Annotated in this window: 26 protein-coding genes; 14 read left to right on the forward strand and 12 right to left on the reverse strand. The window is 67.6% G+C overall.

The window, feature by feature from the left end; all coding sequences use genetic code 11:
• The first annotated feature begins 223 nt into the window (after positions 1–223).
• From ACWF0M_RS07095 to ACWF0M_RS07125, 7 genes are all read left to right on the forward strand, one after another.
• Positions 224–1,243, forward strand: coding sequence for a hypothetical protein (locus ACWF0M_RS07095; RefSeq protein ID WP_452234707.1), 1,020 nt, complete (start codon positions 224–226; stop codon positions 1,241–1,243).
• On the forward strand, positions 1,240–1,869 hold the full coding sequence (locus ACWF0M_RS07100) for a DUF4129 domain-containing protein (protein ID WP_452234708.1): 630 nt from the start codon (positions 1,240–1,242) through the stop codon (positions 1,867–1,869). The genes ACWF0M_RS07095 and ACWF0M_RS07100 overlap by 4 nt, the downstream gene beginning before the upstream one ends.
• Positions 1,866–3,008 (forward strand): DUF4350 domain-containing protein, encoded by a 1,143-nt coding sequence (locus ACWF0M_RS07105; protein ID WP_452234709.1) that lies wholly within the window; start codon positions 1,866–1,868, stop codon positions 3,006–3,008. The genes ACWF0M_RS07100 and ACWF0M_RS07105 overlap by 4 nt, the downstream gene beginning before the upstream one ends.
• Positions 3,005–3,976 (forward strand): AAA family ATPase, encoded by a 972-nt coding sequence (locus tag ACWF0M_RS07110; protein WP_452234710.1) that lies wholly within the window; start codon positions 3,005–3,007, stop codon positions 3,974–3,976. Before ACWF0M_RS07105 ends, ACWF0M_RS07110 begins: the two co-directional genes overlap by 4 nt.
• Positions 3,976–5,268 (forward strand): DUF58 domain-containing protein, encoded by a 1,293-nt coding sequence (locus ACWF0M_RS07115; RefSeq protein ID WP_452234711.1) that lies wholly within the window; start codon positions 3,976–3,978, stop codon positions 5,266–5,268. The genes ACWF0M_RS07110 and ACWF0M_RS07115 overlap by 1 nt, the downstream gene beginning before the upstream one ends.
• Positions 5,269–5,403: 135 nt before the next feature.
• Complete coding sequence (locus ACWF0M_RS07120) at positions 5,404–6,681, forward strand: AAA family ATPase (protein WP_452234712.1); 1,278 nt, start codon at positions 5,404–5,406, stop codon at positions 6,679–6,681.
• The gene (locus tag ACWF0M_RS07125) at positions 6,681–7,319 is read left to right on the forward strand and encodes an RloB family protein (protein WP_452234713.1); all 639 of its coding nucleotides are present in this window, start codon (positions 6,681–6,683) and stop codon (positions 7,317–7,319) included. Before ACWF0M_RS07120 ends, ACWF0M_RS07125 begins: the two co-directional genes overlap by 1 nt.
• Here ACWF0M_RS07125 and ACWF0M_RS07130 read toward each other — a convergent pair.
• Genes ACWF0M_RS07130 through ACWF0M_RS07165 form a run of 8 tightly spaced genes read right to left on the reverse strand, consistent with a single transcriptional unit; the run spans position 7,316 to position 14,776 of the window.
• Positions 7,316–7,966 (reverse strand): phosphotransferase, encoded by a 651-nt coding sequence (locus ACWF0M_RS07130; protein WP_452234714.1) that lies wholly within the window; start codon positions 7,964–7,966, stop codon positions 7,316–7,318. The two genes, ACWF0M_RS07125 and ACWF0M_RS07130, sit on opposite strands and share 4 nt — an antisense overlap.
• A 41-nt stretch (positions 7,967–8,007) precedes the next feature.
• The gene (locus ACWF0M_RS07135) at positions 8,008–8,811 is read right to left on the reverse strand and encodes a VOC family protein (protein WP_452234715.1); all 804 of its coding nucleotides are present in this window, start codon (positions 8,809–8,811) and stop codon (positions 8,008–8,010) included.
• Positions 8,804–9,163, reverse strand: coding sequence for an ArsR/SmtB family transcription factor (locus ACWF0M_RS07140; protein WP_452234716.1), 360 nt, complete (start codon positions 9,161–9,163; stop codon positions 8,804–8,806). Before ACWF0M_RS07140 ends, ACWF0M_RS07135 begins: the two co-directional genes overlap by 8 nt.
• Before the next feature lie 22 nt (positions 9,164–9,185).
• A complete protein-coding gene (locus ACWF0M_RS07145; RefSeq protein ID WP_452234717.1) occupies positions 9,186–10,133 on the reverse strand; it encodes an ABC transporter ATP-binding protein in 948 nt (315 codons plus the stop codon).
• Positions 10,134–10,136: 3 nt separating this feature from the next.
• Positions 10,137–11,081, reverse strand: coding sequence for an ABC transporter ATP-binding protein (locus ACWF0M_RS07150; protein ID WP_452234718.1), 945 nt, complete (start codon positions 11,079–11,081; stop codon positions 10,137–10,139).
• The gene (locus tag ACWF0M_RS07155; RefSeq protein WP_452234719.1) at positions 11,074–11,961 is read right to left on the reverse strand and encodes an ABC transporter permease; all 888 of its coding nucleotides are present in this window, start codon (positions 11,959–11,961) and stop codon (positions 11,074–11,076) included. Before ACWF0M_RS07155 ends, ACWF0M_RS07150 begins: the two co-directional genes overlap by 8 nt.
• The gene (locus ACWF0M_RS07160; protein ID WP_452234720.1) at positions 11,958–12,983 is read right to left on the reverse strand and encodes an ABC transporter permease; all 1,026 of its coding nucleotides are present in this window, start codon (positions 12,981–12,983) and stop codon (positions 11,958–11,960) included. Before ACWF0M_RS07160 ends, ACWF0M_RS07155 begins: the two co-directional genes overlap by 4 nt.
• Complete coding sequence (locus tag ACWF0M_RS07165; RefSeq protein WP_452234721.1) at positions 12,980–14,776, reverse strand: ABC transporter substrate-binding protein; 1,797 nt, start codon at positions 14,774–14,776, stop codon at positions 12,980–12,982. The genes ACWF0M_RS07160 and ACWF0M_RS07165 overlap by 4 nt, the downstream gene beginning before the upstream one ends.
• Before the next feature lie 238 nt (positions 14,777–15,014).
• Between ACWF0M_RS07165 and ACWF0M_RS07170 the strand changes: the two genes are divergently transcribed.
• From ACWF0M_RS07170 to ACWF0M_RS07185, 4 genes are all read left to right on the forward strand, one after another.
• Entirely contained in the window at positions 15,015–15,881 is an 867-nt protein-coding gene (locus tag ACWF0M_RS07170; protein ID WP_452234722.1) for a phosphotransferase family protein, read from the forward strand.
• Between the two features lie 286 nt (positions 15,882–16,167).
• Positions 16,168–16,770: a TetR/AcrR family transcriptional regulator gene (locus tag ACWF0M_RS07175; protein ID WP_452234723.1), complete on the forward strand. Its 603-nt coding sequence runs from the start codon at positions 16,168–16,170 to the stop codon at positions 16,768–16,770.
• Positions 16,771–16,772: 2 nt separating this feature from the next.
• On the forward strand, positions 16,773–17,669 hold the full coding sequence (locus ACWF0M_RS07180; RefSeq protein ID WP_452234724.1) for an ABC transporter ATP-binding protein: 897 nt from the start codon (positions 16,773–16,775) through the stop codon (positions 17,667–17,669).
• Positions 17,666–19,252, forward strand: coding sequence for an ABC transporter permease (locus tag ACWF0M_RS07185; RefSeq protein WP_452234725.1), 1,587 nt, complete (start codon positions 17,666–17,668; stop codon positions 19,250–19,252). The genes ACWF0M_RS07180 and ACWF0M_RS07185 overlap by 4 nt, the downstream gene beginning before the upstream one ends.
• Before the next feature lies 1 nt (position 19,253).
• On the opposite strand, the gene ACWF0M_RS07190 is transcribed toward ACWF0M_RS07185, so the two are convergent.
• Complete coding sequence (locus ACWF0M_RS07190) at positions 19,254–20,021, reverse strand: DUF1206 domain-containing protein (RefSeq protein WP_452234726.1); 768 nt, start codon at positions 20,019–20,021, stop codon at positions 19,254–19,256.
• A 56-nt stretch (positions 20,022–20,077) separates the two neighbouring features.
• The gene (locus ACWF0M_RS07195; RefSeq protein ID WP_452234727.1) at positions 20,078–21,073 is read right to left on the reverse strand and encodes a stage II sporulation protein M; all 996 of its coding nucleotides are present in this window, start codon (positions 21,071–21,073) and stop codon (positions 20,078–20,080) included.
• 80 nt (positions 21,074–21,153) lie between these two features.
• On the opposite strand from ACWF0M_RS07195, the gene ACWF0M_RS07200 reads away from it, so the two are divergent.
• A complete protein-coding gene (locus ACWF0M_RS07200) occupies positions 21,154–22,110 on the forward strand; it encodes an RDD family protein (RefSeq protein ID WP_452234728.1) in 957 nt (318 codons plus the stop codon).
• 73 nt (positions 22,111–22,183) lie between these two features.
• Here ACWF0M_RS07200 and ahcY read toward each other — a convergent pair whose 3' ends face one another.
• Positions 22,184–23,620 (reverse strand): adenosylhomocysteinase, encoded by a 1,437-nt coding sequence (ahcY, locus tag ACWF0M_RS07205; RefSeq protein WP_452234729.1) that lies wholly within the window; start codon positions 23,618–23,620, stop codon positions 22,184–22,186.
• Between the two features lie 109 nt (positions 23,621–23,729).
• Between ahcY and ACWF0M_RS07210 the strand changes: the two genes are divergently transcribed.
• A complete protein-coding gene (locus ACWF0M_RS07210; protein WP_452234730.1) occupies positions 23,730–24,089 on the forward strand; it encodes a MerR family transcriptional regulator in 360 nt (119 codons plus the stop codon).
• 124 nt (positions 24,090–24,213) lie between these two features.
• Positions 24,214–25,149, forward strand: a complete 936-nt coding sequence (locus tag ACWF0M_RS07215; RefSeq protein WP_452234731.1) for an acyl-CoA desaturase — start codon at positions 24,214–24,216, stop codon at positions 25,147–25,149.
• An 8-nt stretch (positions 25,150–25,157) separates the two neighbouring features.
• On the opposite strand, the gene ACWF0M_RS07220 is transcribed toward ACWF0M_RS07215, so the two are convergent.
• Entirely contained in the window at positions 25,158–26,117 is a 960-nt protein-coding gene (locus ACWF0M_RS07220) for a cation diffusion facilitator family transporter (RefSeq protein WP_452234732.1), read from the reverse strand.
• Positions 26,118–26,122 lie beyond the last annotated feature (5 nt).

A 26,122-nucleotide genomic window follows, 5' to 3' on the forward strand; every position in this document is an offset into this window, starting at 1 on the left:
TGCCGACCGATTCGACTGCTCGGGGTGCGCCCGGCGCCTGCCAGACCGTACGCACTACGGATAGTGTCCCATTCCCCCGGTACTGCACACGCCGGATCGCCGTGTGACCCCGAGTTGGGCTGTGATCATCCGGGATCATGGTGCACTGCGGGGGTTCACCACAACTCACGGGCCGACCGGTACGACGGTTCACCGGGCGATTCATCGGGAGAGGAGGTACGCAGTGGCCGACCAGAACATGCGCCTGCACGACGACGTGGCGGCCGAGCCGCTGCGGCCGTGGCTACCGGCGGACCTGCTCGACAACGCCGCCCGGACCATCTCCGACAACAAGACGATCATGCTGGGCCTGCCGGTACTGGCCGGGATCGCGCTGGTCGCGGTGCAGGCCGTTCTGACCGAGGTCGCCGTACCAGGTGGGCTCGGTGGGTTCTTCGGGGCGGAGGACCCGTTCGAGCAGGCCGGTGCGGCTCTTTTGCTCACGTACGGCGTACAGGTGGCGCTCTTCTCGGTGGTGTCGAGCATGCTGGCCGGGATCATCGCTCTGGCCGCGGTGCGGAGTCAGCTGGCGCACCGGGCCGGTCCACGCGAGCTGATGCGGCTGGTACGACCTGCGTTCCCGGCACTGGCTGCTGTCGGTCTGGTCCAGTCGCTGTCGTTCATGCTGCTGATCGGCGGCTGGGGGCTCGCCGTGCTCGGTATCGGCGCCGGAACGGACGCCGCGATCTCCTCCGAGGCGGCCGGGGCCGCGGCGCTGGCGATGATGTTCGTCGGCGGCATCCTGGTGCTGATCTTCGGCATCCGGCTGGTGCTCGCGGGGACAGTCGTGCTGATGGAGGGCAAGCACGCACCGGACATCGGGCTCTACATCCCGGTCCGGGTGGGGGTCTGGGGCGCGCTGCGGCGGTCATGGCAGCTGGTGAAGGGCAAGTTCTGGCGGGTGTTCGGGATCCTGCTGTTCGGCGGGCTGGTGGTGAACATCATCGGGCAGGCGCTGCAGTTCGGGATCAGCGCGCTGATCATCACCGCCGGCTCGTGGGCCGGCCTGAGTGACAGCACGGGAGCCGTGGTGGTGACGATCGTGCTGGCCGTGGCGGCGGGGATCGCGACGCTGATGACGCTGGTCGCGAGCCTCGCGTTCATGTCCGCCGTACAGGCCCTGATCTATCTCGACCTCCGGGTCCGCCGGGAAGGTCTCGACCTGTGGATGCGGCCGGCGCTGCGGCTCGAGGAGACGGCGTGATCCACTTCCCGCTGGAGCCGCCGGTCGACATCGACCGGGACCAGGCCGCTCAGGAGGCGGCCAAGGAGCTGTCCAAGTCCGCGTACCGGGACTCCGGCTCACTGATCGAGAGGGCCATCGGCAAGGTGGTGGACTGGATCGGAGACCTGCTGAACAGTCTCTCCGGCTCGTCACCCAACGGCCGCGCCGGTCTGACCATGCTGATCGGTCTGCTGGTCCTGGTCGTCATCGTGGTGCTCTGGCGGTCCGGCGTACTGCGCACCAGCCGTAGAGCGAAGGCCCAGGCCGTTTTCGACACCACCAGGCCGCAGAGCGCTGCGGAGTACCGCGCACTCGCCGAACGGGAGGCTGCGTCCGGGGACTTCGCGTTGGCGATCCGCAGCCGCTTCCGAGCGTGCGTAGCGGAGCTGACCGAGCGGACCGTGCTGGACGACCGGGCCGGACGTACGGCGTACGAGGTGGTCGCTGATGCGTCGCGAGCGGCACCTGTACTGCGTGAGCCGCTGCAGCCGGCCGCACTGGTCTTCACAGAGGTTGTCTACGGCAACCGCCCGGGGACACCGGAGCGGTACGCCGTTGTCGTGGCTGCTGATGACGCTGCGCGGACTGCACGGGTGGCTGCATGAGCACGCCGGTCGGACGGAGTGTCGGCGAGAGCTGGCGCGCACTGCGGACACCGCTGCTCGTCACCGGGTTGGTCGTACTGGCTGCGATCGTTGTCCTGATCGCTACGTCCGCACGCACGTCAGGACAGTTCAGCCCGGACTCCACCGAGTCGACCGGGGCACGGGCGCTGGCAGCGTTGCTGGAGGACCACAACGTCGGCGTACACGGCACTGAGTCGCTGAACGACGCCGTACAGACAGGTGGCGGCAGTGCGCTCCTCATCGGGCCCGGTGGCTCGCTGGACGACGGGGACTGGCAGCGGATCGCACAGGCGCAGTGGAGCCACGTCATCCTGATTCGGCCCGGCAGCCGCGCTTTGGAGGCGCTGGCGCCCGGTGTGCGGCTCACGGGCAGCTCGCTGGCCGCCCGTAGCCGTCAGCCCGGTTGTGAGCTTCCAGCCGCGGTGAAGGCCGGTACGGTCACCGTCAACGGGCCGACGTACTCCGCTCCCGAGGGAGCGACCACCTGTTACGGCGACGGCATCAACAACACCGTGATCCGGCTGCAGGTCGGTGACAGGCTCGTCGACGTCATCGGTACGCCGGCGTCGTTCATGAACGCTCGACTCGCTGAGGACGGCAATGCGGCGTTGGCGCTCAACCTGTTCGGCACGCATCAGGATCTGACCTGGTACGTGCCGCAGTGGGAGTCGGACTACCCCGACTCCAACGGCGAGAGCAGCGCCCAGCTGATCCCACCTGATGTCCGCTACATCGCCTGGGCGCTGGCGTTCGCCGTACTGGTGGTAGCGATCTGGCGCGGGCGACGGCTCGGCCCTGTGGTGGCAGAGCGGCTGCCGGTGATCGTGCACGCGGCTGAGACGACTGAGGGCAGGGCGCGGCTCTACCGACGCTCACGGGCCCGCGACCGCGCTGCGTCGGCCCTGCGCGAGTCGGCGCTCGGCCAGCTGCACGAGGCGCACGGCATCCCGCGGCGGGCCGATCCGTCGGCTGTGGTCGCGACTGTCGCCGCACGGACCGGCCGGGATCCCGCCATGCTGTACGAGCTGCTCTACGGCCTGCCGCCGCTCACTGACGACGCTCTGATGTCCTTGTCCCAGGAACTCGACGTACTGACGCAGGAGGTACGACACCCGTGACGACTACCGAGGTCACCGCGGACCAGGCCCGGCAGGCACTGGTCGCGCTCCGGACCGAGATCGGCAAGGCGGTGGTCGGCCAGGACACTGCTGTGACCGCACTGGTACTCGCCCTGCTCTGCCGTGGCCACGTGCTGCTGGAGGGCGTCCCCGGTACGGCGAAGACGCTGATGGTGCGTGCGCTGTCCATGGCGATGCGGCTGGACACCAAGCGCGTTCAGTTCACCCCGGACCTGATGCCGGGAGACGTGACCGGGTCGCTGGTGTACGACGCGAAGACGAGCGAGTTCGAGTTCCGGCCGGGACCTGTGTTCACGAACATCCTGCTGGCGGACGAGATCAACCGGACGCCGCCGAAGACACAGGCGGCGTTGCTGGAGGCAATGGAGGAGCGGCAGGTCACTGTCGACGGCGAGCCGCGCAAGCTGCCGGTGCCGTTCGTCGTGGCCGCCACCCAGAACCCGGTGGAGTACGAGGGCACGTACCCGCTGCCCGAGGCTCAGCTGGACCGGTTCCTGCTGAAGGTCACGCTGGACATCCCGCCCCGCGACGCTGAGATCGCCGTACTCGCTCGGCACGCGCAGGGCTTCGACCCGCGGGACCTGGAGGCGGCTGGGTTGCGCCCGGTGGCCGGCCCGGAGGACTTGCTGGCCGGACAGAACGCCGTACGCCGGGTTGCGGTCCGGGACGACGTGCTGGCCTACGTCGTCGACCTGTGCCGCGCAACGCGCCAGTCGCCTTCGCTGCAGCTGGGTGTCTCGCCGCGTGGTGCCACGGCGCTGATGGCGGTCTCCCGCGCGTGGGCGTGGCTGTCGGGCCGCGACTACGTCATCCCGGACGACGTGAAGGCGATGGCGCGTCCTTGCCTTCGGCATCGAGTACAGGTGCGGCCGGAGGCTGAGCTGGAGGGTGTCAGCGCAGACGCGGTGCTGGAGAGCGTGCTCGCGACGGTGCCGGTGCCACGCTGATGGTTCTGACTGGCCGAGCCGGCGTCCTGGCTGCAGCTGGAGTGGTGTTCGTCGCTCTGGTGATGCCGTCGTGGGCTGGTGTCGGTGTGGTCGTTGCTGCGGTGCTGGTGGTGTGTCTGGTTGACATACTGCTGGCTGGGTCGCCGCGTCGGCTCCAGTTCAGTCGGGAGGGCGACAACGCCGTACGGCTGGGTGAGCAGGCTGCGGTGAACCTGCTGATCACCAACCCGGGACGGCGAGTGCGCGGGTTGCTGCGGGACGCGTGGCCGCCGTCTGCCGGCGTACTGGATCCGCCGCACAAGCTGGACCTGCCGTCGGGCGAGCGGCGGCGGCTGACGACACATCTCCTCCCGACGCGCCGGGGTGACCGGCACGCGTTCCGGGTGACTGTGCGGTCCGTTGGCCCCTTGGGGTTCGCCGGGCGGCAGGGGTCGCATGAGGTGGCCTGGACGTTGCGGGCGCTGCCGCCGTTCAAGAGCCGGAAGCACCTGCCGTCACGGCTGGCCCGGTTGCGGGAGCTGGACGGGCGTACGGCGTTGCTGGTGCGCGGGCAGGGCACGGAGTTCGACTCGCTACGGGACTACGTGCCCGGTGACGACGTACGGAGCATCGACTGGCGTGCGACGGCGCGGCGCGGGAACGTCGTACTGCGGACCTGGCGACCGGAGCGGGACCGGCAGGTAGTGATCGTGATCGACTCCGGACGGCTCTCCGCGGGCCGCGTCGGCGATGCGCCACGCCTGGACCACGCGATGGACGCGGCGCTACTGCTGGCCGCTCTCGCGACCCGTGCCGGCGACCGCGTCTCCTTGCTGGCTTGCGATTCCGCAGTACGGGCGGACGTACGGCGGCCGGCGCCGCAAGACGTGCTGCCGTCGTTCGTGAACGCGCTGGCGAACGTCGAGGCCGAGCTCGTGCAGACCGACTTCCGCATCGTCGTGTCACAGGTGCTGGAGCGGTTGGGGCAGCGCTCCCTCGTCGTCCTCCTCACCGGCCTCGACCCGGCGGTGATCGAGGAGTCCCTGCTGCCCGTCATCGGCCCACTGCTGCGACGCCACGTCGTACTGCTCGCATCCGTGGCCGACCCTCGCCTCACCGAACTCGAAGCCGCCCGCGGCGACCTGCTGGACGTGTACGGCGCTGCCTCCGCCGCGCGCACCCGCCTCGACCGAGACCGCCTGACCGCCACCCTCACCCGAGCCGGCGTCACCGTCGTCGACGAAACCCCGGACCACATCGCCCCCGCACTCGCAGACACCTACCTCGCACTGAAGAAGGCCGGTCGGCTCTAAGCCTCGCCCGTGGATACCCCGTCAATTCCGCGGTCGCCAGCATGGCCGCTTCCTTGACCGCGGACAACTGGATCATTTTGCGATTCTTGGACGAAACTGGCGCTATACTTGCAGTCTGCGACGTAAGGACCCGACATGCTGATCCGCTTCGAAGCCGCTAACTTCCGCTCGATCCTGGAGCCGGTCGAACTGTCGATGGTTGCGCTCGACTCGGCCCGCGAGGCGGCGCGAGAGGTGCCGAACCTGGGCGAGAGCCTGCTTCATGTGGCTGCGATCTTCGGGCCTAACGCGTCCGGCAAGTCCAACATCATCGCGGCATTCAAGTGGATACGAGACGCAGTACAAGACTCGTTGCATGTCTGGGACGAGACGATCCCGATCGAGCCATTCGCCTTCGCTGGTAGCTCTGACCGGCTCTCACAATTCACCGTCGAGGCTGTGATTCACGGTGTCCGGTTCGAATATCTGGTCGAACTCGACCGGCGGGCCGTAGCGTACGAGGGTTTGTTCCACTACCCCGAAAAGAAGCGGCGACGTATCTTCGAGCGCGAAGGTGGCGAGCTCAAGCTTCAACGAGGCTTGGGCAACCTCTCAGGAACAAGAGAGTTGTTGACAGAGCGCACGCTTGCCCTGTCGATCGCGAGACGATTCGACGAGCCGCTGGTGTCAGACTTCGCCACCGAACTCCTGCGGGTCCAGACACTCGGCCTGCCGTCGCGCGGCAGGTCGGCACCAGCGGAGTGGCGATCGACCGACAGCCTGTTCGAACCCGAGTCAGAGTTCGGTCAGGAGGCACTCTTCGAGATGAGCGATCCGAGTAGATTCGACGATGCTGACAGGGCGCAAGGGCTCGCCTTACTACGTTTGGCGGATCTCGGGATCGACGGAGTCGTCGCTGCGGACGAGGCGGACTCAACGCTGCGGGGGACACCGCGGCGCGGACGCACGCGGCGACTCTTGTTGACACATCGAACGGGTGCCGGCGCAGTCCCTCTCGACTTCGCCGCTGAGTCATCGGGTACCCGAACGTGGTTCCGGATGATCGGCCCGCTGCTGATGGCCTTGAAACAAGGATCACTGCTCCTGTTCGACGAGTTGGACGCAAGCCTGCATCCGACGCTGTCACAGGAAGTCATCGCATTGTTCCAGGATCCGGCGACGAATCCACGAGATGCACAGCTTGTCTTCACAACCCATGACACAAGCTTGCTCAACCACCTCAACCGTGATGAGGTCTGGCTGACGGAGAAAGCCGATGACGGCGCGACCCGGCTCGGCGCGCTCGCAGAGTTTGCCGGTGAGCGAGTCAGAGCGTCGGTCAATCTGGAGAAGGCCTATCTCCACGGCAGGTTTGGAGCGCTTCCCGACACTGATCGCACGGAACTTCTTCGCGCTATCGGTTTGATCGCCTGATGACGGCTCGCCGCGGGGGCTCGAAGGATCTGCGGCGCAGGTCAGCGAGCCGTCCCGAGCGCAAGACCATTCTGATCTTCTGCGAGGGCGAGGCCTCCGAGCCGGACTATCTCAACGCCCTCAAACGGCTGCCGGAGATCCGCAGCAACACTGCGATCAGCCTGGTGATCGATCCGACCCCAGGCCTTCCTCTGGATTTGGTACAAAAAGCTGTTCAGCGTCGGCGGCGCGATGCCGAGATAGACGAGTGCTGGTGCGTCTTCGACGTCGAGTGGCCGCAACATCATCCGCACCTGGAACGGGCGCTGCGGATCGCTGCAGCCGAAGGAGTCCGCGTCGCGATATCGAACCCGTGCTTCGAGTTGTGGCTGATTCTGCATTTCCAGGACCAGGCGGCGTTCCTGCACACCCATGGTGCGGAGACGATCAGCCGTCGACTCGACGGTCGTCCCGGCAAACGAATCGACGGTGCGAAGTACATGCAGCTGCGGCACGATGCCTGCGATCGAGCCGCACGACTCGCCAATCTGCACCGGGGCAACGACAGCCAGTTTCCGGACAACAATCCGTCGTCGACGATGCACGAGCTACTCGCCGCAGTCGAGAGGCCGCAGGCCGAGCAGGACGGCCGCCTCTAGGCCAGCGCTAACTCGAAGATGTCGCGGTGGGCAGTGGTGAAGGCGTGCTCGCGGTAGGACCAGGCGATGCGCTCGGCGGCTTCTGCACAGGTCCTTTTGGTCCAGAAGTCGACATTCCACAGCAGGCGGGACAGGACGGCCGGGATCAGGCCGGGGCGGTCTGCCGTCGGCAGGTCGTAGCCGTCGGTCAGGACGCGGACCTGGTGGGCTTGGCGTGCGGGGTCGTTGTGTTTGGACGCGATGCACCAGGTCCAGGCGGCGTACCCGAGGTCTTCCAGGGGATCGCCCGGGGCGGCCAGGTCGAAGTCGATCAGGGCTGCTGGGAGGTCGTCGGTGAAGACGCAGTTCGTGGGGGCGGGATCGTGGTGGCAGACGACCGGTTGGCCCGCGGCGAGGTCGCTGTCGCGAGTGGCGTCGTGGAAGGCGCGGAGCAGTGCACCTGCGGCGGCGACTTGTTGGTCGGACCAGAGTTGGTATCTCGACGGCACCCAGCCGTCCAGGTACGTGAGAATGTCGCGGCCGGTCTCGTCCTGGCCCAGGTACTTCGGGACGGCCCTGAAGCCCCGTTCCTCCAGGAGTTGCAGGAGGTTCGCGGTGAACGCGGAGCGATCCGACCCGGGGCGGCGTACCGTGTCGGCGACACGCACCACCCCGGGCGTCAGACGGCCTCCGCTGAGCGGGTGTTCGGTCACGCCATCGTGGGACGGGCCTGAGCGAACGTCCACTGGTGGCCCTCCAGGTCCTCGGCTTCGTAGCAACGGTATCCGTGCTGGTGGATGTCCGAGAGGATCTTCGCGCCGTTCTCCTGACTGTGCGCGAAATGGGCGTCGAGATCGTCGACGTACACCCAGACGCCGTGGTCCAGTTGCGCGATGCGCTTCTCCGTCAGCTTGAAGAGCAGGATCGCGCGGGTGCCGACCTGCAGCTCGATCCAGGACGGGTCGGTGCCCTCGGCCGGGATCTTGTCCCACGAATCCAGGCCGAAGACCGTGTGCAGCCAGCGGGCCGCGGCGGCGGGATCCTCGTAGTACAAGGCGATCGCGAGCCGGTCCAGTTCGCGCGGCGTCCGGGACGCGTGATCGCGCCGTTCGGCCCAGGCCGGGAGCCAGTGGATGACGTTCGGCCAGAAGTAGAAGGCCTTCTCGCCACCGGTGACGAGCGACTGTACGACGGTCACGCGGGTGCCGCCGTCGTACGCCTCGAAGTCGATGCGGGTCTCGGTGTCGTCGACCGAACTGCGATAGGCGAACAGCGCGCCCGGCGTCCAGTCGGTGATCCTGCCGAGCTCGAGCACATCGTCGGGCGGCGAGTACACCTCGAGGATGCGGCCGCCGACGCCGGGCTCGATCTGCATCGCGGTGGCGCGGGCGGCGTCGAAGAAGTTGATCGGGCCGCGCACCCACCACAGATCGATCTCCTCGGTGAAGATCTCGAACGCAGTCGCCGGATCGACAGCAACCTCGACCGATGCGGTCGCGGACGGTTCAGTCATCGGACTTCCCTTTCTGCTCGACGTGACGCTTGCCCTCGACGTGGCGTTTGAAGGAGCCCAATTGGTCGCGCCAGTGGGCCTGGACCTGGTCGAGCCAGGCCTGGACGGCGACGACGGGCTCGGGGTTGAGGCGGAACACGCGGACCCGGGCGTCGTCCGGGACCCGCTCGTCGGCGACCAGCCCGGCTTCGAGCAGGATCCGCAGGTGCCGGCTCATCGCAGGCGACGACGCCCCGGTCGCCTGCGCCAACTGACCAGCCCGCTGCGGTCCTTCACCCAGCAGTTGCACAACCTGCCGGCGCGTCGGATCAGCCAGCACCTCGAAGAACCGATCCACCTGATCTTCCGCCATACCGCAATAGTTCTATCAGTTGTTAACTATTGTCAACAGCTGGAACCAGATGGCAGGAGACCTGCGGCTGGGTGATGGCCGGAAGGATGGCAAGTGGAGTGGTGGTGCAGGCGTCGGCGCCCTTGCCGGCGGCGACGAGTTGGCAGCGGGGGTGGAAGCGACAGCCGGTGGGGATGCGGGTCGGGTCCGGGGGTTCGCCGGTGAGGACGATGCGGTTCGGTGATTCGGGAAGAACGCTCAGAAGCGCTTGCGTATAAGGGTGTTGCGGGTTCGTCAGGACGTCCTCGGTGGGACCGGACTCGACGATGCGGCCCAGGTACATGACGGCGACCCGGTCGGCGATGTTCCAGGCCAGGCCGAGGTCGTGGGTGACGACGAGCGCGGACAGTCCGAGGTCGTCACGCAGGCGAAGCAACAGCGAGAGGATCTCGCCACGCACCGAGGCATCCAGAGACGCTACCGGCTCGTCGGCGATCAGCACCTTGGGGTCGAGCGCGAGCGCGCCGGCGATCACGACGCGTTGGCGCTGGCCACCACTCAGCTCGTGCGGAAAACGCTGGAAAAAGCGTTCCGGCGGCCGTAGACCGGCCCGCGCCAGAGCCGACGACACCACGGCCTCCTCGTCCGGCAGGCCGTGGATCCGGGGGCCTTCGGCAACCGCCTCGTACACGGTGTGGCGTGGGTTCAGGGATCCCATCGGGTCTTGGAGGACCAGTTGGACCTGACGACGAAACGCCTTCAGCGCGCGGCCGGAGTAGCTCAGCGGCGTTCCGTCGTACGAGATCTTGCCGGAGGTGGGACGCTCCAGCCCGAGCAGCGTGCGGGCGAGCGTGGTCTTGCCGCAGCCCGATTCGCCGACCAGTGCGACGATCTCGCCGGCGCCGACAGACAGGTTGACGCCGTCGACAGCCCGCGCCCGGCGGCCGCCGCGGCCGGGGAACTCGACGTGCAGCTCAGTTGCCTCTAGCAAGAGTCACTCCCCTACCAAGACGCAGGCGGCGGTCCGGTCGGCGCCGGACGCCCGCAGTTGTACGTCGGACGTCGCGCACGACTCGAGCGCGACCGGGCAGCGCGGGTGGAACGCGCAACCACCCGGCAACTGCTGTGGATCCGGCGGATCACCGGCCAGCCCGCGCGGAGCGAGGCGGGACGCAGGGTCGCCGACGGTCGGGAACGCGGCCGCCAACGCTTGGCTGTACGGGTGCAGGAACCCGTTTTCCGCGGGCCCCACCTCCACCAGGCGGCCCGCGTACATGACCGCGAGCCGGTCGCACACGTCCGCGAGTACCGACAGGTCGTGCGAGATCATCAGCAACGAGATGCCGTGGTCCGCGATCAGCTGGCGGATCAGGGACAGCACCTGCGCCTGCACCATCAGGTCGAGCGCGGTCGTCGGCTCGTCGGCGATGATCAGCTGCGGTCCACACGCCAGCGCCATCGCGATCATCACTCGTTGCCGTTGGCCACCACTCAGCTCGTGCGGGTAGCTCCGCGCGCGCCAGGCCGGTAGCCCGACCTGTGCCAGCAGCTCGCGTACTCGCGCGGACGCGGCCGCACCGGACGCCTGCCGATGGACGAGCAGCGGTTCCGCGATCTGGTCGCCGATCCGCTGCACCGGGTTCAGCCCGTGCTGCGCGCCCTGGAACACGATCGACGCCGACGACCACCGGACCGCCCGCAGCCGGCCCCACTTCATCGCCAGCACATCCTCGCCGTCCAGCATCACCCGCCCACCGACGACCGCGGAACGCGGCAGCAACCGGAGCAGCGCGAGCGCGACCGAGGACTTCCCCGATCCCGACTCCCCCGCCAGCCCGAGCGCCTCGCCGGCCGCCAGCTCCAGCGAAACCCCACGTACGGCGGGTACGTCGGCGGACTCGAGCCGGTACGTCACGGTCAACTCGTCGAGCTCAAGCATGTGCACGCGTCCGCAACCGGGGATTGAGCACAGTCTCCAAGGCCCTTCCACACAAGGTGAACGCCATCACCACGGTCACGATGCAGAGGCCCGGCACGAGGATGTACCACCACGCGCCGGCGGTCGCCGCACCCCAGTCGTACGAGCCGCGCAGCATCGTCCCCCACGAGGTTTTGTTCGCGCTCACGCCGAGGAACGCCAGCGTCGACTCGGTGACGATCGCACTCGCCACCTCCAACGTCGTACTTGCCAACAGCAACGGTGCGACGTTCGGCAGCACATGCCGGGTCGTGATGTGCCAGTGCCCCCCGCCAAGTGCCAGCGACCGCTCGATGTACGGGCGTGCCTCGACGGCCAACGTTTGCGCACGGATCAGCCTGGCCGTCGACGGCCAGGACGTCACGCCGATGGCGACGATGATTGTCGCGGTGGAACCGCCGAGGATCGCGGCCAGCACCAGCGCGGTGACGAGCGACGGGAGCACCAGGAACCAGTCGGTCACCCGCAGGATCACCGCACCGATCCAGCCGCGGAAATGCCCGGCCGCGATGCCGAGCACGGTGCCGATCACCATGCTGAGCAGCGCCGCGAGGAATCCGATCAGCAGCGAGGTCCGCGAACCCCACCAGATCATCAGCAACACCGACCGCCCCGACTCGTCCGTCCCCAACGGATCGTCGAGACTCGGCGGCGCCATCTTCGCGCCAGTGCCGCTCACCACGTTCGTCACGCTCGAGTCGATGAAGAGCGGCGCTAGCAGCGCTAGCACTACGGCAACGGCGAGGATCACCAATCCGGCGACACCGGCGCGATGCGTGCGGAAATCCGCCCAGAACCTTCCGATCGCACGCCGCCGACGTACCCAGGTCACATTGCTCATGCCGACCTCACTCGCGGATCCAGCAGGTGGTACACCACGTCCGCCAACGTGTTCATCAGGATCACCGACACCGTGATCAGCAGGAACGTTCCCTGCATCAACGTGAAGTCCGGCACCCGAATCGCCTCGTAGAACAGCTGCCCGAGCCCCGGCCAGCTGAAGATCGCCTCGACCGTCACGGCACCCCCGACAACGAACCCGATCCGCATGAACACCAACGTCACGGTCGGCAGCAGCGCATTCGGTACGGCGTGCTTGCGGCGTACGTCGTCGTCACGCAGACCCTTCGCCCGCGCCGTCGTGATGTAGTCCTGCCCGACCTCGTCGATCACCGACGACCGCATCACCAGCAGGTACTGCGCGTAGACGACCGCGACCAGCGTCAGGCACGGCAACACCATGTGCTGCCCGACATCCAGTACGCCGGCGAACCCGTCCGGCTTGTCGACGCTCGAGCTGCCGCGGGTCGGGAAAATCCCCGGAATCGGCCCGATTCCGGCCGCGAACACCATCAACAGCAACAGCCCGAGCCAGAACGTCGGCACCGACCACAGCACCAGCGAGATGGCGGTCGACACCTTGTCGAACTTACTGCCGGGCTTCCATCCGGCGCGGGCGCCCTGCCAGAGACCAAGGCTCACTGCGAGGACCAACGCCGTACCGGTGAGCAGCAGGGTCGCCCCGATCCGTTCCCCGATCAGGTCGAGCACCGGCCGCTTGTACTCGTACGAAACGCCGAGGTCGAACCGCAGCGTCTGACCCAGGAAATGCAGGAACTGCTCAGGAATCGACTTGTCCAGCCCGAGCCGCGCACGCTCCAGATCCAGCTGCTCCGGCGTCATGTTCCGGCCCTGCGCGAGCGCCCGGACCGGATCGCCCGGCAACAACCGGAACAGGAAGAACGTCGCGACAATCACCATCGCGATACTGAGCAACGCCCCACCCGCCTTGGTCGCCGCGTACCGCAGCAAACCACGACGGGCCGGCGTCTGCTCCAGCTCTTCGACGGCAGTGGTGGTCATTCGCGCTCGTCGGCCGCACCGCTGCGGCGACGCAGGACGAAGAAGCCGGCGAGTGCGAGTACGACGATGCCGCCCGCGACGCCTGCGATCACGCCGGCGCTCGACCCGCCTTCGTCGGCCGACGCGCCGTCCTTCGACACCGCCTCGAGCGTGTAGAACGGCCAGTACCCGGAACCGCCGTACAGCAGGCCCTTGTCCTCCGGGATCGGCGTGATGCTGGCGATCCGGTCCTTGCGGTAGCCCTCGAGATCGTTCGGGTAGTAGAGCGCGATCACCGGCGCGTCCGTGTAGAGCCTTTCCTCCATTTTCTTGATCGTTTCCGCGCGCTTTCCGCGGTCGAGTTCCTTCTGCTGCTGGAGATACAGGCTCTCGTACGTCGGGTCGCAGTAGAACGACTCGGTGCCGCCTCCCTTGCCGTCGGCGCCGGGACGCCGGCTGCACAGGTGCGTGCCGAGCACCTCCTCCGGGTCCGGGTTCACCGACCAGCCGCTGATCGCGATGTCGAAGAGTGCCGTCGTACCGGTCTCCTCGGTGAACTTGCTGGAGTCCAGCCGCTTGGTGGTCAGCGTGATGCCGACCTCCTTGAACCAGCCGGTCAGGTACTCGGCGAGCTTGTCCTCGATCGGGGCGTCGGTGTGGATGCTGAACCGGAACTGCAGTTTCCGCGACCCGTCCGGCATCGTCCGGACGCCGTCCGCGCCCTTCTTGTAGCCCGCGTCGTCGAGGATCTTGTTCGCCTTCGCGAGGTCGAACGTGACCTTCTCGGCGCCGCTCGCCTCCCAGAAGAAGTCCTTGTACAGCGGCGGAATGATCGATCCGTCCGCCGGTTTCGCCAGCCCGCCCTGAACCTCGTCGACCAGCTTCTGCTTGTCGATCGCGTAATGCAGCGCGGTCCGCACCTTCGGGTCCTTCAGCGCCGGGTGCCCGTCACCGATCGGCTTGTCGTCACTGGTCGTCGCGCCGTGGTTGATCTGCAGGTACGTCGCCCGCCGGCCCTGCGTGTTCCACTGGACGATGTTGCTGTCGCTCTTCAGCGACTCGAAGTCCGGCGGGTTCAGCCGGCCGATCAGGTCGATGTCGCCCTTCTTCAGGCCGACGATCGAGGCCGCGGGGTTGTCGTAGAAGATGATCTGCAACTCGTCGATCTTCGGGCGGCCGCGCCAGTAGTCCGGGTTCGCCTCCAGCCGGACGAACTGGTCCTTCTTGTGCTCCACCGCGACGTACGGTCCACTGCCGACGGTCGGGTACACCTCGGCGTCGTACTTCGAGATGTCCTTGACCTTCTCCCACACGTGCTTGGGCATGATCGGCACCGGGTTGTCGAGCATCGACGCCTGCGGGGCCTTGAGCTTGATCGTCAGCTCCTGGCCGTTCGCGGTGACACTCTGGAAGTTCTCCACCGCCGGGCCGTTGCCGGTCTTCGCGCCGTCGTCCGTCATCATCTTGTTGAACGTCCAGGCCGCGTCGTCGGCGGTGATCGGCTGCCCGTCCGACCACTTCGTCTGGCGGATCTTGAACGTCCAGGTCAGCCCGTCCGGCGACGTCGTCCACGACTCGGCCAGATCCGGGCTGGGCTGCAGCGTCTTCGAGTCCGGCACCGTCAGGAAGCCGTAAATCATCCGCTGGATCGATCCCGTCACCAGCCGGACGGCGAGGAACGGGTTCATCGAGTCGACCGACTGGGTCACCCCGATCTTGATGACCTTCTTCGGCGCCGGCTCCGCCGCCATCGCCGTACCAGGCACCGCCGCCAGCACGCACAACGCCGCCAGCACCGCCAACAACTTCCTCATCGGTCCGCCCCACCTTCCCCAGCTGGTACTGGTGTTGGGGAAGAACCCACACCAGCAACCACCACCCTGTCAACAAGATACGAACCTTTGTCACACCGAAGTAACCTTCTTACCACCCATCTCCGACCGCCCAGGGACCCGCGATCGTGTGTATCGGATGGATGGTGGCGAGGGTGCGACGTGGTGAGGCCGAAATGCGAGGGACAGGCGGAGATCGCCGGGGTAGCCTCAGCGAGTCATGGATACGTCTGAGGTCACGCGTGCGATTGCGGCCGCTACTTCGATTGCTGCATCGCTCGGTCTGCAAGCCGACGACGCAATCGTTCTTCACAACTCGAACAAGCTGGCGCTGCGGTTGACGCCGTGCGACGTGTTCGCCCGAGTCGCTCCCGTCGGGCAAGAGGTTGCGGAGCTCGAGATCGAGGTCGCTCAGCTGCTCGCTGAGGTCGGCTGCCCGGTGAGTGCGTTGGAACCTCGGGTAGACCCGCTCGTGTACACGCGCGACGGCTTCGCAGTCACCTTCTGGACCTACTACGAGCCCGTGACGCCAAACCTCTCACCAGCCGACTACGCCAAGGCGCTGGAGCAACTGCACGCCGCTATGCGCAAGGTTGATGTGGCGATCCCACGTTTCTCGGATCGAATTGCCGAGGCGCAAAAGATCGTTGCCGACCCGGACCTCTCACCGGAGCTCGCCGACGCAGAGCGCGCATTCCTTGGCGGCAGGCTGGAAAGCTTGCGACGCGCGATCGACGGCCGCGGTGCCGCAGAGCAGTTGCTTCACGGCGAGCCGCATCCGGGCAATGTACTCAGCACGAAGAACGGCGCGTTGTTCATCGACTTCGAGACGTGCTGCAGTGGACCCGTCGAGTTCGATCTCGCCCACGTACCCGAGGCAGTCTGCGAGCACTACCCGGGCATCGACCAAGCACTACTGGACGACTGCCGCCAGTTGGTTCTCGCGATGGTCGCCGCGTGGCGTTGGGACGTTGGCGACCAGTTCCCGAACGGGAGATGGTTCGGGGAGGAGTTCCTGCGCGTGCTGCGCGAGGGCGCTCCGTGGCCGACACTCGACGAGCTGAACACGCGGGCGGACGCTCAGTAGAAGTCGCCGACGGGCGGGGCGTGGCAGTTGAACTGGTGGCGTTGAACAGGCAATAGCAGGTGCCCACCCACCATTTCCTGTCTCCGCCCACCACGTCCTGTCTCCGCCCACCACGCCCGTCTCCATCCACGCCCGTCTCCGGCTCCGCCACCGCTGGCTCCAGCCGCCGCGAGTCGGCGCGATTCCGCGGGGTGCCCTCGCCGCGTTCCGTCCCCCGTCACGCATTTGGGCTTGACTACACGGTTGTGTAGTAGTTTGCTCTTGTGTGTAGGGGGAGGAGTTGGGGATGGAGCGACCGGCGGATGATCTGACGGCTCGGGCGCGGATTCGGGATGCGGCGATCCGGCTGTTCGGGGAGCGTGGGATCGAGGGGGCCTCGATTCGGGACATCGCGGCCGAGGCGGGGGTTTCGTCGGGGCTGGTGCGGCATCACTTCGGGTCGAAGGAGTCGTTGCGGGACGCGTGTGACAAGTACGCGACGGAGCGGATGCTCGAGATCAGCGCGGAGATGGCGACCAGTAGGGGTGTCGCCGCGCTGGATCCGGTGGCGTTGCATCCGCGGGTCTTTCCGCTGCAGATGTACCTGGTCCGCTCGATGATGGACGGCTCCGAGACGGCGACCGCGTTGTTCCTCGGGGCGGTCGAGACGATCGAGGACTGGTCGAAGGGGTACGGCATCGAGCCCCAGGACCGGCGGGCGTACTCGGCTGCGCTGGCCGCGATCAAGTTGAGCGTGTTCGTGTTCCGCGACCAGGTGTCGAAGGCGCTCGGCGAGGACATCACGTCGCCGAGCGGGTACGCACGGATCGGCCAGGGACTCCTGGACGTGTTCAGCATCCCGATCATCACGCAGGAACAAGTGGAAACCATTCGGAATCAGGAGAAATGATCATGCCGGCTGCGATCAGCACGGAAGGTCTGGTCAAGTCGTTCGGGCGAACGTACGCCCTGGACGGTCTCGACCTCGCGGTGCGAACCGGTGAGGTGCACGGGTTCCTCGGCCCGAACGGCGCGGGGAAGACCACCACCATTCGCATCCTGCTCGGAATGACCCGCGCGGACGAAGGTACGGCGCGGGTCCTGGACGGCGATCCGTGGTCGGACGCGACCGAGCTGCACCGGCGGCTCGCGTACGTGCCGGGCGACGTGACGCTGTGGCCGAACCTGTCCGGCGGCGAGGCGATCGACCTGCTCGGCCGGATGCGCGGCGGCGTGGACAAGAAGCGGAAGGCCGAGCTGCTGGAACGGTTCGACCTCGATCCGCGGAAGAAGGCGCGGGCCTACTCGAAGGGCAACCGGCAGAAGGTCGCGCTGGTCGCCGCGTTCGCGTCCGACGTCGAACTGCTGCTGCTCGACGAGCCGACGAGCGGGCTGGATCCGTTGATGGAGGAGGTCTTCCGCGAGGTCGTGCAGGAGATCAGCGACCGCGACGGCCGGACCGTGCTGCTGTCCAGCCACATCCTGTCCGAGGTCGAGGCGCTATGCGATCGGGTCACGATCATCCGGGCCGGCCGCGCCGTCGAGAGCGGCACGTTGAACGAGCTGCGCCACCTCACCCGGACGTCGATCCAGGCCGAACTGGTCGGCCCGATGGACGGTTTGGCTCAGCTGAGCGGCGTACACGATCTCACGGAGAACGACGGCCGGGTCCAGTTCGACGTGGACACCGACGAGATCAACCCGGTACTGCGACGGTTGACGGAGATCGGCGTACGGAGTCTGGTCAGCCAGCCGCCGTCGCTGGAGGAACTGTTCCTGCGGCTGTACGAACCCGAGGCGGTGAAATGAAATCGCTCGCCGGCACGGGCGGACTGATCCGCTTGATCCTGCGCCGCGACCGCGTGGTGCTGCCGCTGTGGATCGTGCTGCTCGTCGCGATCTCGGTGAGCTACGTGCAGCAGTACGGCGACCTGTTCCCGACGCCGGAGTCGCGGGTCAAGTACGCGAGCAACGCCGGCTTCATCACCTTGTACGGCGAACTTTCCGGGCCGAGCCTGGGTGAGTTCGTCACCTGGCGACTCGGATTCGTACCGGTGATGGTCGGACTGATCAGCCTGCTCACGGTCATCCGGCACACCCGCGTCGAGGAGGAGTCGGGGCGCCGTGAGTTGCTCGGGGCAACCGTCGTCGGGCGCCACGCGCAGCTCGCGGCGGCCCTCGCCACGACGCTCGGCGCGAACCTCGTGCTCGCCGTACTGCTTGCCCTCGGCATGCACAGCCAGGACCTGCCGCTGTCCGGATCGGTTGCCATCGGCATCGTCTACGCGGGCACCGGCTGGCTCTTCGCGGCCGTCGGCGCTGTCGCGGCCCAGCTGACCGCGAGCGCCGGGACAGCGCGCGGCATCGCGATCGGCGTACTCGGTGGAGCCTATGTACTGCGGGCCGCCGGTGACACCAGCGCGCACACGGACGGCCCACTCGCGTGGCTGTCGTACCTGTCCCCGCTCAGCTGGGCGCAACAGATCCACCCGTACGCCGACAACCGCTGGTGGCTCGCCCTGGTGATCCTCGCAGCAACCGTCGCACTCATCACCATCGCGTTCCAACTCGCCGTACGACGAGACGTCGGCTCCGGCCTGCTCCCCGACCGGCTCGGACCCGCGGACGGCACCATGGGCTCGCCGCTCGCGCTGGCGTGGCGGCTGCACCGCGGCCTGCTCGCCGCCTGGACGGTCGGATTCGCCTTGCTGGGCTTGCTTTTCGGCGGTGTCGCCGAGGGCGTCGGCGACATGATGCGCGACGATCCGAGCATCCAGGAGATGTTCCAGCGGATGGGCGGCGCGGCTGGGTTGATCGACTCGTTCCTGGCCGGTGTGATGACCCTCGTCGGCCTGATCGCCTCGGCGTACGCCGTGCAGGCCACCCTCAGGATGCGTGTCGAGGAGATCAGCGGCCGCGCCGAGCCGGTGCTCGCGACCGCGACGAGTCGCTGGCAGTGGGCCGCGAGCCATCTCGTGTTCAGCCTGCTCGGGCCGGCCGTCGCGCTGCTCGCAGCGGGTGTCGCCGAGGGATTGGCGTACGGCGTGGCGATCGGCGATGTGGGAGGACAGCTGCCTCGCCTGATCGGTGCTGCACTCGCGCAGTTGCCGGCCGTGTGGGTACTGGCCGCGATCGCGATCGCCATCTTCGGGTTCTTCCCCCACGCTTCGATGGCGTCCTGGGCCGGACCGACGGTGTGCATCCTGATCGGGCTGGTCAGCGCCGGCGTCAGCACCGCCGGCTGGATCCGCGACATCTCGCCGTTCACCCATCTCCCGTCGCTCCCGGGCGGGTCGGTGTCGGCCGGTCCCTTGCTCGTCCTGCTCGCGATCGCAGTAGTCGTCGGCCTCGCCGGTCTGGTCGGGCTGCGCCGCAGAGACCTGCCGGCGTAGATCAGTGGCGGGCGTTCCGCGACCAGCTGAAGCAGTAGGCGCCGAAGGCCGCGATCCCGACCGCCAGCACCGTCAGCAGCACCGACCCGAACGGCTGCTCCTTGATCGTGCGCAGCGCCGTATCGAGACCACCCGCCTTCTGCGGGTCGTAGCCGATCGCCGCCCACCCGAACAGCACACCGACCACCACGAACGCGATGCCCTTCGCGACGTACCCGATCCGCCCCAGCAGCACGGTCACATCCGAGACACCGCCGACCAGGTCCTCGGTGAACCTCTTCGTGATCCCCTTGTACACGTGGTAGCACCCGAGAGCCACGATCGCGACCCCGACGACAACGACCAGAGCCCGGCCCCCGCCATGCGCCATCACCCGCGCGGAAACCGTACGCTGCCCGCCGCTGCTCGAGCCGCCGGAGCCGACTGCGACCTTCACCGCGGTGGCACCCAGCACGAGGTACGCGATCGCATGGCCGACCGCGGACACCTTCTTGTGCAGGTCCAGGTGCCCCCAACCGAGCTGCAGAACCCGCCACACCACTAGTGCGAACAGTCCGATCGCGACGATCCACAACAGCACGCCACCGAGCGGTTGGCCGGCCAGCTCCTCCAGAGCGCCTTGCTGCGACGCCTCCTGCGACGACTGGCCGAACGCGAGTTGCAGCGCGATCCAGGCGATCAGCAGGTGTACGACGCCGTACGCGACCAGACCGGTCGTGATCGCGACGTCATACGTCCTGCTGTGGCGGACTTCATGCGCTGTACTCACACACTGCCAGTGCCCAGGACGGAAACGGTCAGGCGGAAACGGTCAGGCGGAGACGGTCAGGCGGAGACAGGCGCGGTGGCCTCACGGTCCGCTTCGTCGATGTCGCCGTACTCGCCGTGGCGGTGGGCGCGGCGGCCGACGGTCCAGACGTAGGTGAAGAACGCCAGCTCGGCGAGGATGCCGATGGTGATGCGGACCGGGCCGGGCAGGAACGGGGTGACGAACGCTTCGATCAGGCCGGTGACGAGCAGCACCGCGGCGAGGCCGATCGCCATGCCGACGGTGGCGCGGCCGGTCTGGGCGACGGACTGCATGCGGGTCCGTGGCCCCGGCACGACCCAGGACCAGCCGAGCCGCAGGCCGGCCGCGGTCGCGATGAACACCGCGGTCAGCTCGAGCAGACCGTGCGGAGTGATCAGGCTGAAGAACAGACCGCCCTTGTCGTGGCCGATCATCAGCCCGGCGCTGAGGCCGAGGTTCAGCGCGTTGTCCCAGAGGATGAAGACGGACGGGATCAGCAGGATGCCGAGCGCGAGTACGGCGGCACTGATGGTGGCGTTGTTGATCCAGACGCGGAGTGCGAAGTCCTGTGCTGGGTTGTCCGAGTAGTACGACTCGAAGTCGTGCTCGACGAGCTGCTTGATCTGGTCCGGCGTACCGATCGAGTCCACCACCTCCGGGTGCGCCAGCACCCGCCAGGCAGCCCAGGCCGCGACGAGGTAGAAGAGCAGACCGATGGTGACCCACCAGCGTCTGGACGCGTAGAGCGCGGCCGGGAAGCTCACCAGGAAGTACTTCGAGATGTCCCGCCAGACGGGTGCCTGTGCTCCTGTCACGGCACCACGAGCGTCGGCGATCAGCCCGGACAGGCGACCGATCGACACCGGATCCGCTCCGGCCGCCCGCAGCGCGGCCAGGTGGGTGCCGACGCGCTGGTAGAGCACGACGAGCTCTTCGGCCTCCGCACCGGACAGGCGACGCTGGCGACGGGTCAGGTACGCCAGGCGGTCCCACTGCGGCTGGTGCACCGAGACAAACGCTTCTACGTCCACCGCCACACCTCCTCCACCCGACTGATGGCAGACTAACCGGACCGAGTGTCTACCGCGTCTACAGGGGGAGGGGCGACAACGTGTCTCAGCTGGTCACCGGCGAAGCTGTCGTCCTCCAGGTGCGGATCGCCCGGATGCCGACGCGGGCGCTGGCGTGTGCGATCGACATGGCGCTGCAGGGCATCGTGCTGACCGTGCTGATCGCGTTGCTGGCCGGTTTCCTGTTCGGGAGCCAGACCAGTGAGGCGCTGGCGGTCGCGCTGATCTTCATCGTCGTACTGCTCGTGGTGGTCGGCTACCGGGTCGTGATGGAGACGCTCACCCGGGGGCGGACGCTGGGCAAGATGGTGCTGGGCCTGAAGGTGGTGCGCGACGACGGCAGCTCGATCCGGTTCCGGCATGCGCTGGTGCGGACGCTGATGTGGTTCTTCGTCGACTTCGCGCCGTGGTTCGCGGCCTGCCCCGGGATCGTGGCGAGCCTGATGAACAAGCAGGGCAAGCGGATCGGGGACATGGTCGCCGGTACGGTCGTCATTCGCGAACGGAACCAGTCGATGGCGTCACCGCCGTTGTTCGTCCCCGGCCACCTGGTCCAGTGGGCGCAGTCGCTCGAACTGTCCCGGCTGTCCGACGAGCTGGCCAACGCGGCCCGCGACTACCTGGCCCGGTACGCCGAGCTCCTGCCCGGTGCGCAACACGCCCTCGGCGAGGCGCTGGCCGCCCGCGTGGCCGCCGTCATCGCCCCCGCGCCGCCGACCCAGATCATCGCGCCCGCCTACCTCTCCGCCGTTCTGGCCGAACGCCGCCGCCGCGAACTCCAGCGCCTCTCGACCCAACGCGCCCCCTTCGCTCCCAACCCGTACGGCGTCTCCGCGAGCCCCTTCGCCCCGCCCAGCCCATACGGCGTCCTCCCGCCGCCGCCGCCCGTACCGGGCCCGTTCGCTCCGCCCGCGCCGCCGTCCGCGGCCCGCCCCGCGACCGTCAACGCCCAAGGCTGGGCCGCACCAGGAAGCAACGAGTCGAGCCAGTGGTCCTGACCTGAATCTGCACGCAAGCAAAACCCCCTCCAAAGGGCCGTTTCCGACCACTTGGAGGGGGTTGTGCCTGCGCTCAGTACCGGTAAGCCTCAGCCTTGTACGGCCCCTCAACCGGAACGCCCAAGTAAGCAGACTGCTCCTTGGTCAGTTCCGTAAGCTTCACGCCGAGCGCGTCGAGGTGCAGACGGGCGACCATCTCGTCGAGGTGCTTCGGCAGCACGTACACGTCGGTCGGGTAGTCGGCGGTCTTCACGAACAGCTCGATCTGCGCCAGCACCTGGTTGGTGAACGAGTTCGACATCACGAACGACGGGTGGCCGGTCGCGTTGCCCAGGTTCAGCAGGCGGCCCTCGGACAGCACGATGATCGTGTGACCGTCCGGGAACCGGAACTCGTCGACCTGCGGCTTGATGTTGACCCGCTCGACACCGGCGGTCTTGTACAGGCCGGCCATGTCGATCTCGTTGTCGAAGTGGCCGATGTTGCCGACGATCGCCTGGTGCTTCATCGCCGCCATGTGGTCGGCGGTGATGACGTCCTTGTTGCCGGTGGTGGTGACGAAGATGTCGGCGATCCCGACCACGTCGTCCACGGTCGTCACCTGGTACCCGTCCATCGCCGCCTGCAGCGCGCAGATCGGGTCGATCTCGGTGACGATCACCCGGGCGCCCTGGCCGCGCAGCGACTCGGCGCAACCCTTGCCGACGTCGCCGTACCCGCAGACGACCGCGACCTTGCCGCCGATCAGGACGTCGGTGGCGCGGTTGATGCCGTCGATCAGCGAGTGCCGGCAGCCGTACTTGTTGTCGAACTTCGACTTGGTCACCGAGTCGTTGACGTTGATCGCCGGGAACAGCAGCGCGCCGGCCTTGTGCATCTCGTACAGCCGGTGCACGCCGGTGGTGGTCTCCTCGGTGACGCCCTTGATGCCCTGGCCGATCGTGGTCCACAGCTGCGGGTCCTCGGTCAGCGTGCGGGTCAGCAGCTTGAGGACGACGGCGTACTCCTCGGAGTCCGCGGTCGACGGGTCCGGTACGGCGCCCGCCTTCTCGAACTCGGTGCCCTTGTGCACGAGCATCGTGGCGTCACCGCCGTCGTCGAGGATCATGTTCGGACCCTCTTCACCCGGCCACTTGAGCGCCTGCTCGGTGCACCACCAGTACTCCTCCAGCGTCTCGCCCTTCCAGGCGAACACCGGTACGCCGGCGGGGTTCTCGGCGGACCCGTCCCGGCCGACGACGACCGCGGCGGCGGCGTGGTCCTGCGTGGAGAAGATGTTGCACGAGACCCAGCGCACCTCGGCCCCGAGCGCGATCAGCGTCTCGATGAGCACCGCGGTCTGGATCGTCATGTGCAGCGAGCCCATGATCCGCGCGCCGGCCAGCGGCTTGCTCTCGCCGTACTGCGCGCGCATCGCCATCAGGCCGGGCATCTCGTGCTCGGCCAGCCGGATCTCCTTGCGCCCGAACTCGGCCAGGCCGAGGTCCGCCACCTTGTAGTCGAAGGTCATGCCGCTCCCCTGAAGACAGTGATTGGTTCGTGCTGAGCCTAGAGGTCCGAGCCACGCGGTTTGATCGCTCCAGGCGCATTTTTGACACCGGAATGTCAAGATTGATGCTATGCGCATCACCGAGGCCGCTCGCCAGCTGGGTACCACTCCGCGCATGCTGCGCTACCGGGAGGCACTCGGGCTGCTCCCCCGCTCCCGTTCCGAACACACGGCGCAGCGCCAGTACGACGAACGGGACCTGGCCGCCGTCCAGCTGGCGCTCGATCTCGAACGCCGGTACGACGTGACGCCGGCCGCGCTCGCCTTCGCGCTGAGAGCGCTCGCCGAACCGTCCGTGGCCGCGGACATCCGCAATCTCGGGTACCGGACCGGCCGCCTCACCGCCCCACCCACCCAGGCGCAGATCGACCGCGACCGCGCGCTCAGATGGCTCGGACGTTCCGGCGTACTGCCGCCCAGACCCCGCTGATCTCCGAGATGGTGCCGCGGGTGCGGATCAGCGGTATCGTCCGAGGTGTCATGCTCCGCCGAGTCCGGAGCGGTGTTGCCCCAGCCCCCGGCGCACTCCGACGGAGTCCTACGGGGTGTTCATCATGGTGTCAGCGACGGGTCCCGGCGATCAGGTTCAGGACGAGTTCCAGGCGGTCGGCGGAACGCTCGAGCGAAGCCTCATCTGGGTGTTCATCGTCGTACCCACTCTCGCGCTGCTGCCGGGGATGTTCTTCGCCTGGGGCGGCTGGATCGGCTGGCACGACGTCGTCCTGCTGATCGTGTTCTACGTGATCACCACCACCGGCATCGGCACCGGTTACCACCGCGGCTTCACCCATGGCTCGTTCAAGAGCAAGCGTGGTCTCAAGATCGCACTCGCGATCGCCGGCAGCCTGGCTCTCGAGGGGCCTCCCATCCGCTGGGTCGCCGACCACCGCAAGCATCACAAGTTCTCCGACCGCGACGGAGACCCGCACTCGCCCTGGCGCTACGGCACCACGGCCTGGGCGGTGACCAAGGGATTCATCTTCGCGCATGCCGGGTGGGTGCTCTGGGGTACGGATCGCGCCGACCCCAGGCACTACGCGCCCGACCTCCTGCGCGACCGCGACCTGGCAGCGATCTCACGACACTTCCGTGCCCTCGCCGCGATCTCGCTGCTGGCGCCCGCGCTCATCGGCGGGCTGTGGGACAGGTCGTGGCACGGCGCCGCGACCGGATTCTTCTGGGGCACGCTGGTCCGCGTCGCCCTGATGCACCACGTCACGTTCTCGATCAACTCGATCTGTCACGTGACCGGCAAGAAACCGTTCGACGCCCGCGACCGGTCCGGCAACGTCTGGTGGCTGGCCATCCTCAGCCAGGGCGAGTCGTGGCACAACCTCCACCACGCCGACCCCACGTGCGCACGCCACGGCGTACTCAGGGGACAGATCGACGTGAATGCCTGGATCATCAGGCGCCTCGAACAGCTCGGCTGGGCGTACGACGTCAAATGGCCGGTCCAGGAGCGCCTGGACAGGAAGCGCGCGGCGTGACCTGAGAATCAGTGCGAGGGTGCCTCGGGTACGGCGGGGCGCTCGTCGGGGACGTAGTTCTCCTGGAACACATCGGGCTCGAGGTAGATGTGCTGACTCATCGGCTCGGCCTCGCGGATCGCACGTTCGGCCGCGTCGATGATCTCGGCGACGACGGCCGCGTCAGTGGTCGGCTCGACACCGAGCTTCGCGGCGACCAGGACCTCCTCGGGACCGAGGTGCAGGGTCTTGATGTGGATCAGGCGCTGCACCCCCGGGGTGTTCTCGATCGCGGCGACGATCTTCTGCTGCGCCTCGCGGGTCGCGGACTCACCCAGCAGCAGGGACTTCATCTCGATCGCCAGGAAGATCGCGACGCAGACCAGCAGCGCGCCGATCGCCATCGACCCCAGGCCGTCGAACACACCGTTGCCGGTGGCAAGCGTCAGGGCGACGCCGATCAGCGCCAGCACCAGACCGGTGAGCGCCGCGAAGTCCTCCAGCAGGATCACCGGCAGCTCGGGGGCACGCGCGTTCCGGACGAACCGCACCCAGGACACGTTGCCGCGCAGCTTGTTCGCCTCGACGATCGCGGTCCGGAACGACAGGCTCTCCATCACGATCGCGGCCAGCAGCACCGCGACCGGGACCCATTTCCAGTGGTCGATGCCGTGCGGCTCGTGCACCTTGTGGTAGCCCTCGTACAGCGCGAACAGACCACCCACGCTGAACAGTACGATCGACACGATGAACGAGTAGACGTACCGCTCCCGGCCGAACCCGAACTGGTGCAGCTCGTCGGCCGCCCGCTTGGCCCGCTGGCCGCCGACCAGCAGCAGCACCTGGTTGCCCGCGTCGGCGAGCGAGTGGATCGCCTCGGCCAGCATCGACGCCGACTGGGTCAGCGCCCAGGCGGCGAACTTGGTGACCGCGATCCCGGTGTTCGCCAGCAAAGCCGCGACAACGGCCTTGTTCCCGCCACCAGCCATGGTTG

It is taken from the genome of Kribbella sp. NPDC055110, from assembly GCF_053607525.1.

Excerpts from the sequence above, each read along its gene's own strand:
- ACWF0M_RS07105 (WP_452234709.1), top strand. The coding sequence starts at position 1,866 with ATGAGCACGCCGGTCGGACGGAGTGTCGGCGAGAGCTGGCGCGCACTG.
- ACWF0M_RS07115 (WP_452234711.1), top strand. The coding sequence starts at position 3,976 with ATGGTTCTGACTGGCCGAGCCGGCGTCCTGGCTGCAGCTGGAGTGGTG.
- ACWF0M_RS07120 (WP_452234712.1), top strand. The coding sequence starts at position 5,404 with ATGCTGATCCGCTTCGAAGCCGCTAACTTCCGCTCGATCCTGGAGCCG.
- ACWF0M_RS07125 (WP_452234713.1), top strand. The coding sequence starts at position 6,681 with ATGACGGCTCGCCGCGGGGGCTCGAAGGATCTGCGGCGCAGGTCAGCG.
- ACWF0M_RS07135 (WP_452234715.1), bottom strand. The coding sequence starts at position 8,811 with ATGACTGAACCGTCCGCGACCGCATCGGTCGAGGTTGCTGTCGATCCG.
- ACWF0M_RS07140 (WP_452234716.1), bottom strand. The coding sequence starts at position 9,163 with ATGGCGGAAGATCAGGTGGATCGGTTCTTCGAGGTGCTGGCTGATCCG.
- ACWF0M_RS07150 (WP_452234718.1), bottom strand. The coding sequence starts at position 11,081 with ATGCTTGAGCTCGACGAGTTGACCGTGACGTACCGGCTCGAGTCCGCC.
- ACWF0M_RS07155 (WP_452234719.1), bottom strand. The coding sequence starts at position 11,961 with ATGAGCAATGTGACCTGGGTACGTCGGCGGCGTGCGATCGGAAGGTTC.
- ACWF0M_RS07160 (WP_452234720.1), bottom strand. The coding sequence starts at position 12,983 with ATGACCACCACTGCCGTCGAAGAGCTGGAGCAGACGCCGGCCCGTCGT.
- ACWF0M_RS07165 (WP_452234721.1), bottom strand. The coding sequence starts at position 14,776 with ATGAGGAAGTTGTTGGCGGTGCTGGCGGCGTTGTGCGTGCTGGCGGCG.
- ACWF0M_RS07170 (WP_452234722.1), top strand. The coding sequence starts at position 15,015 with ATGGATACGTCTGAGGTCACGCGTGCGATTGCGGCCGCTACTTCGATT.
- ACWF0M_RS07175 (WP_452234723.1), top strand. The coding sequence starts at position 16,168 with ATGGAGCGACCGGCGGATGATCTGACGGCTCGGGCGCGGATTCGGGAT.
- ACWF0M_RS07180 (WP_452234724.1), top strand. The coding sequence starts at position 16,773 with ATGCCGGCTGCGATCAGCACGGAAGGTCTGGTCAAGTCGTTCGGGCGA.
- ACWF0M_RS07185 (WP_452234725.1), top strand. The coding sequence starts at position 17,666 with ATGAAATCGCTCGCCGGCACGGGCGGACTGATCCGCTTGATCCTGCGC.
- ahcY (WP_452234729.1), bottom strand. The coding sequence starts at position 23,620 with ATGACCTTCGACTACAAGGTGGCGGACCTCGGCCTGGCCGAGTTCGGG.
- ACWF0M_RS07210 (WP_452234730.1), top strand. The coding sequence starts at position 23,730 with ATGCGCATCACCGAGGCCGCTCGCCAGCTGGGTACCACTCCGCGCATG.
- ACWF0M_RS07215 (WP_452234731.1), top strand. The coding sequence starts at position 24,214 with ATGGTGTCAGCGACGGGTCCCGGCGATCAGGTTCAGGACGAGTTCCAG.
- ACWF0M_RS07220 (WP_452234732.1), bottom strand. The coding sequence starts at position 26,117 with ATGGCTGGTGGCGGGAACAAGGCCGTTGTCGCGGCTTTGCTGGCGAAC.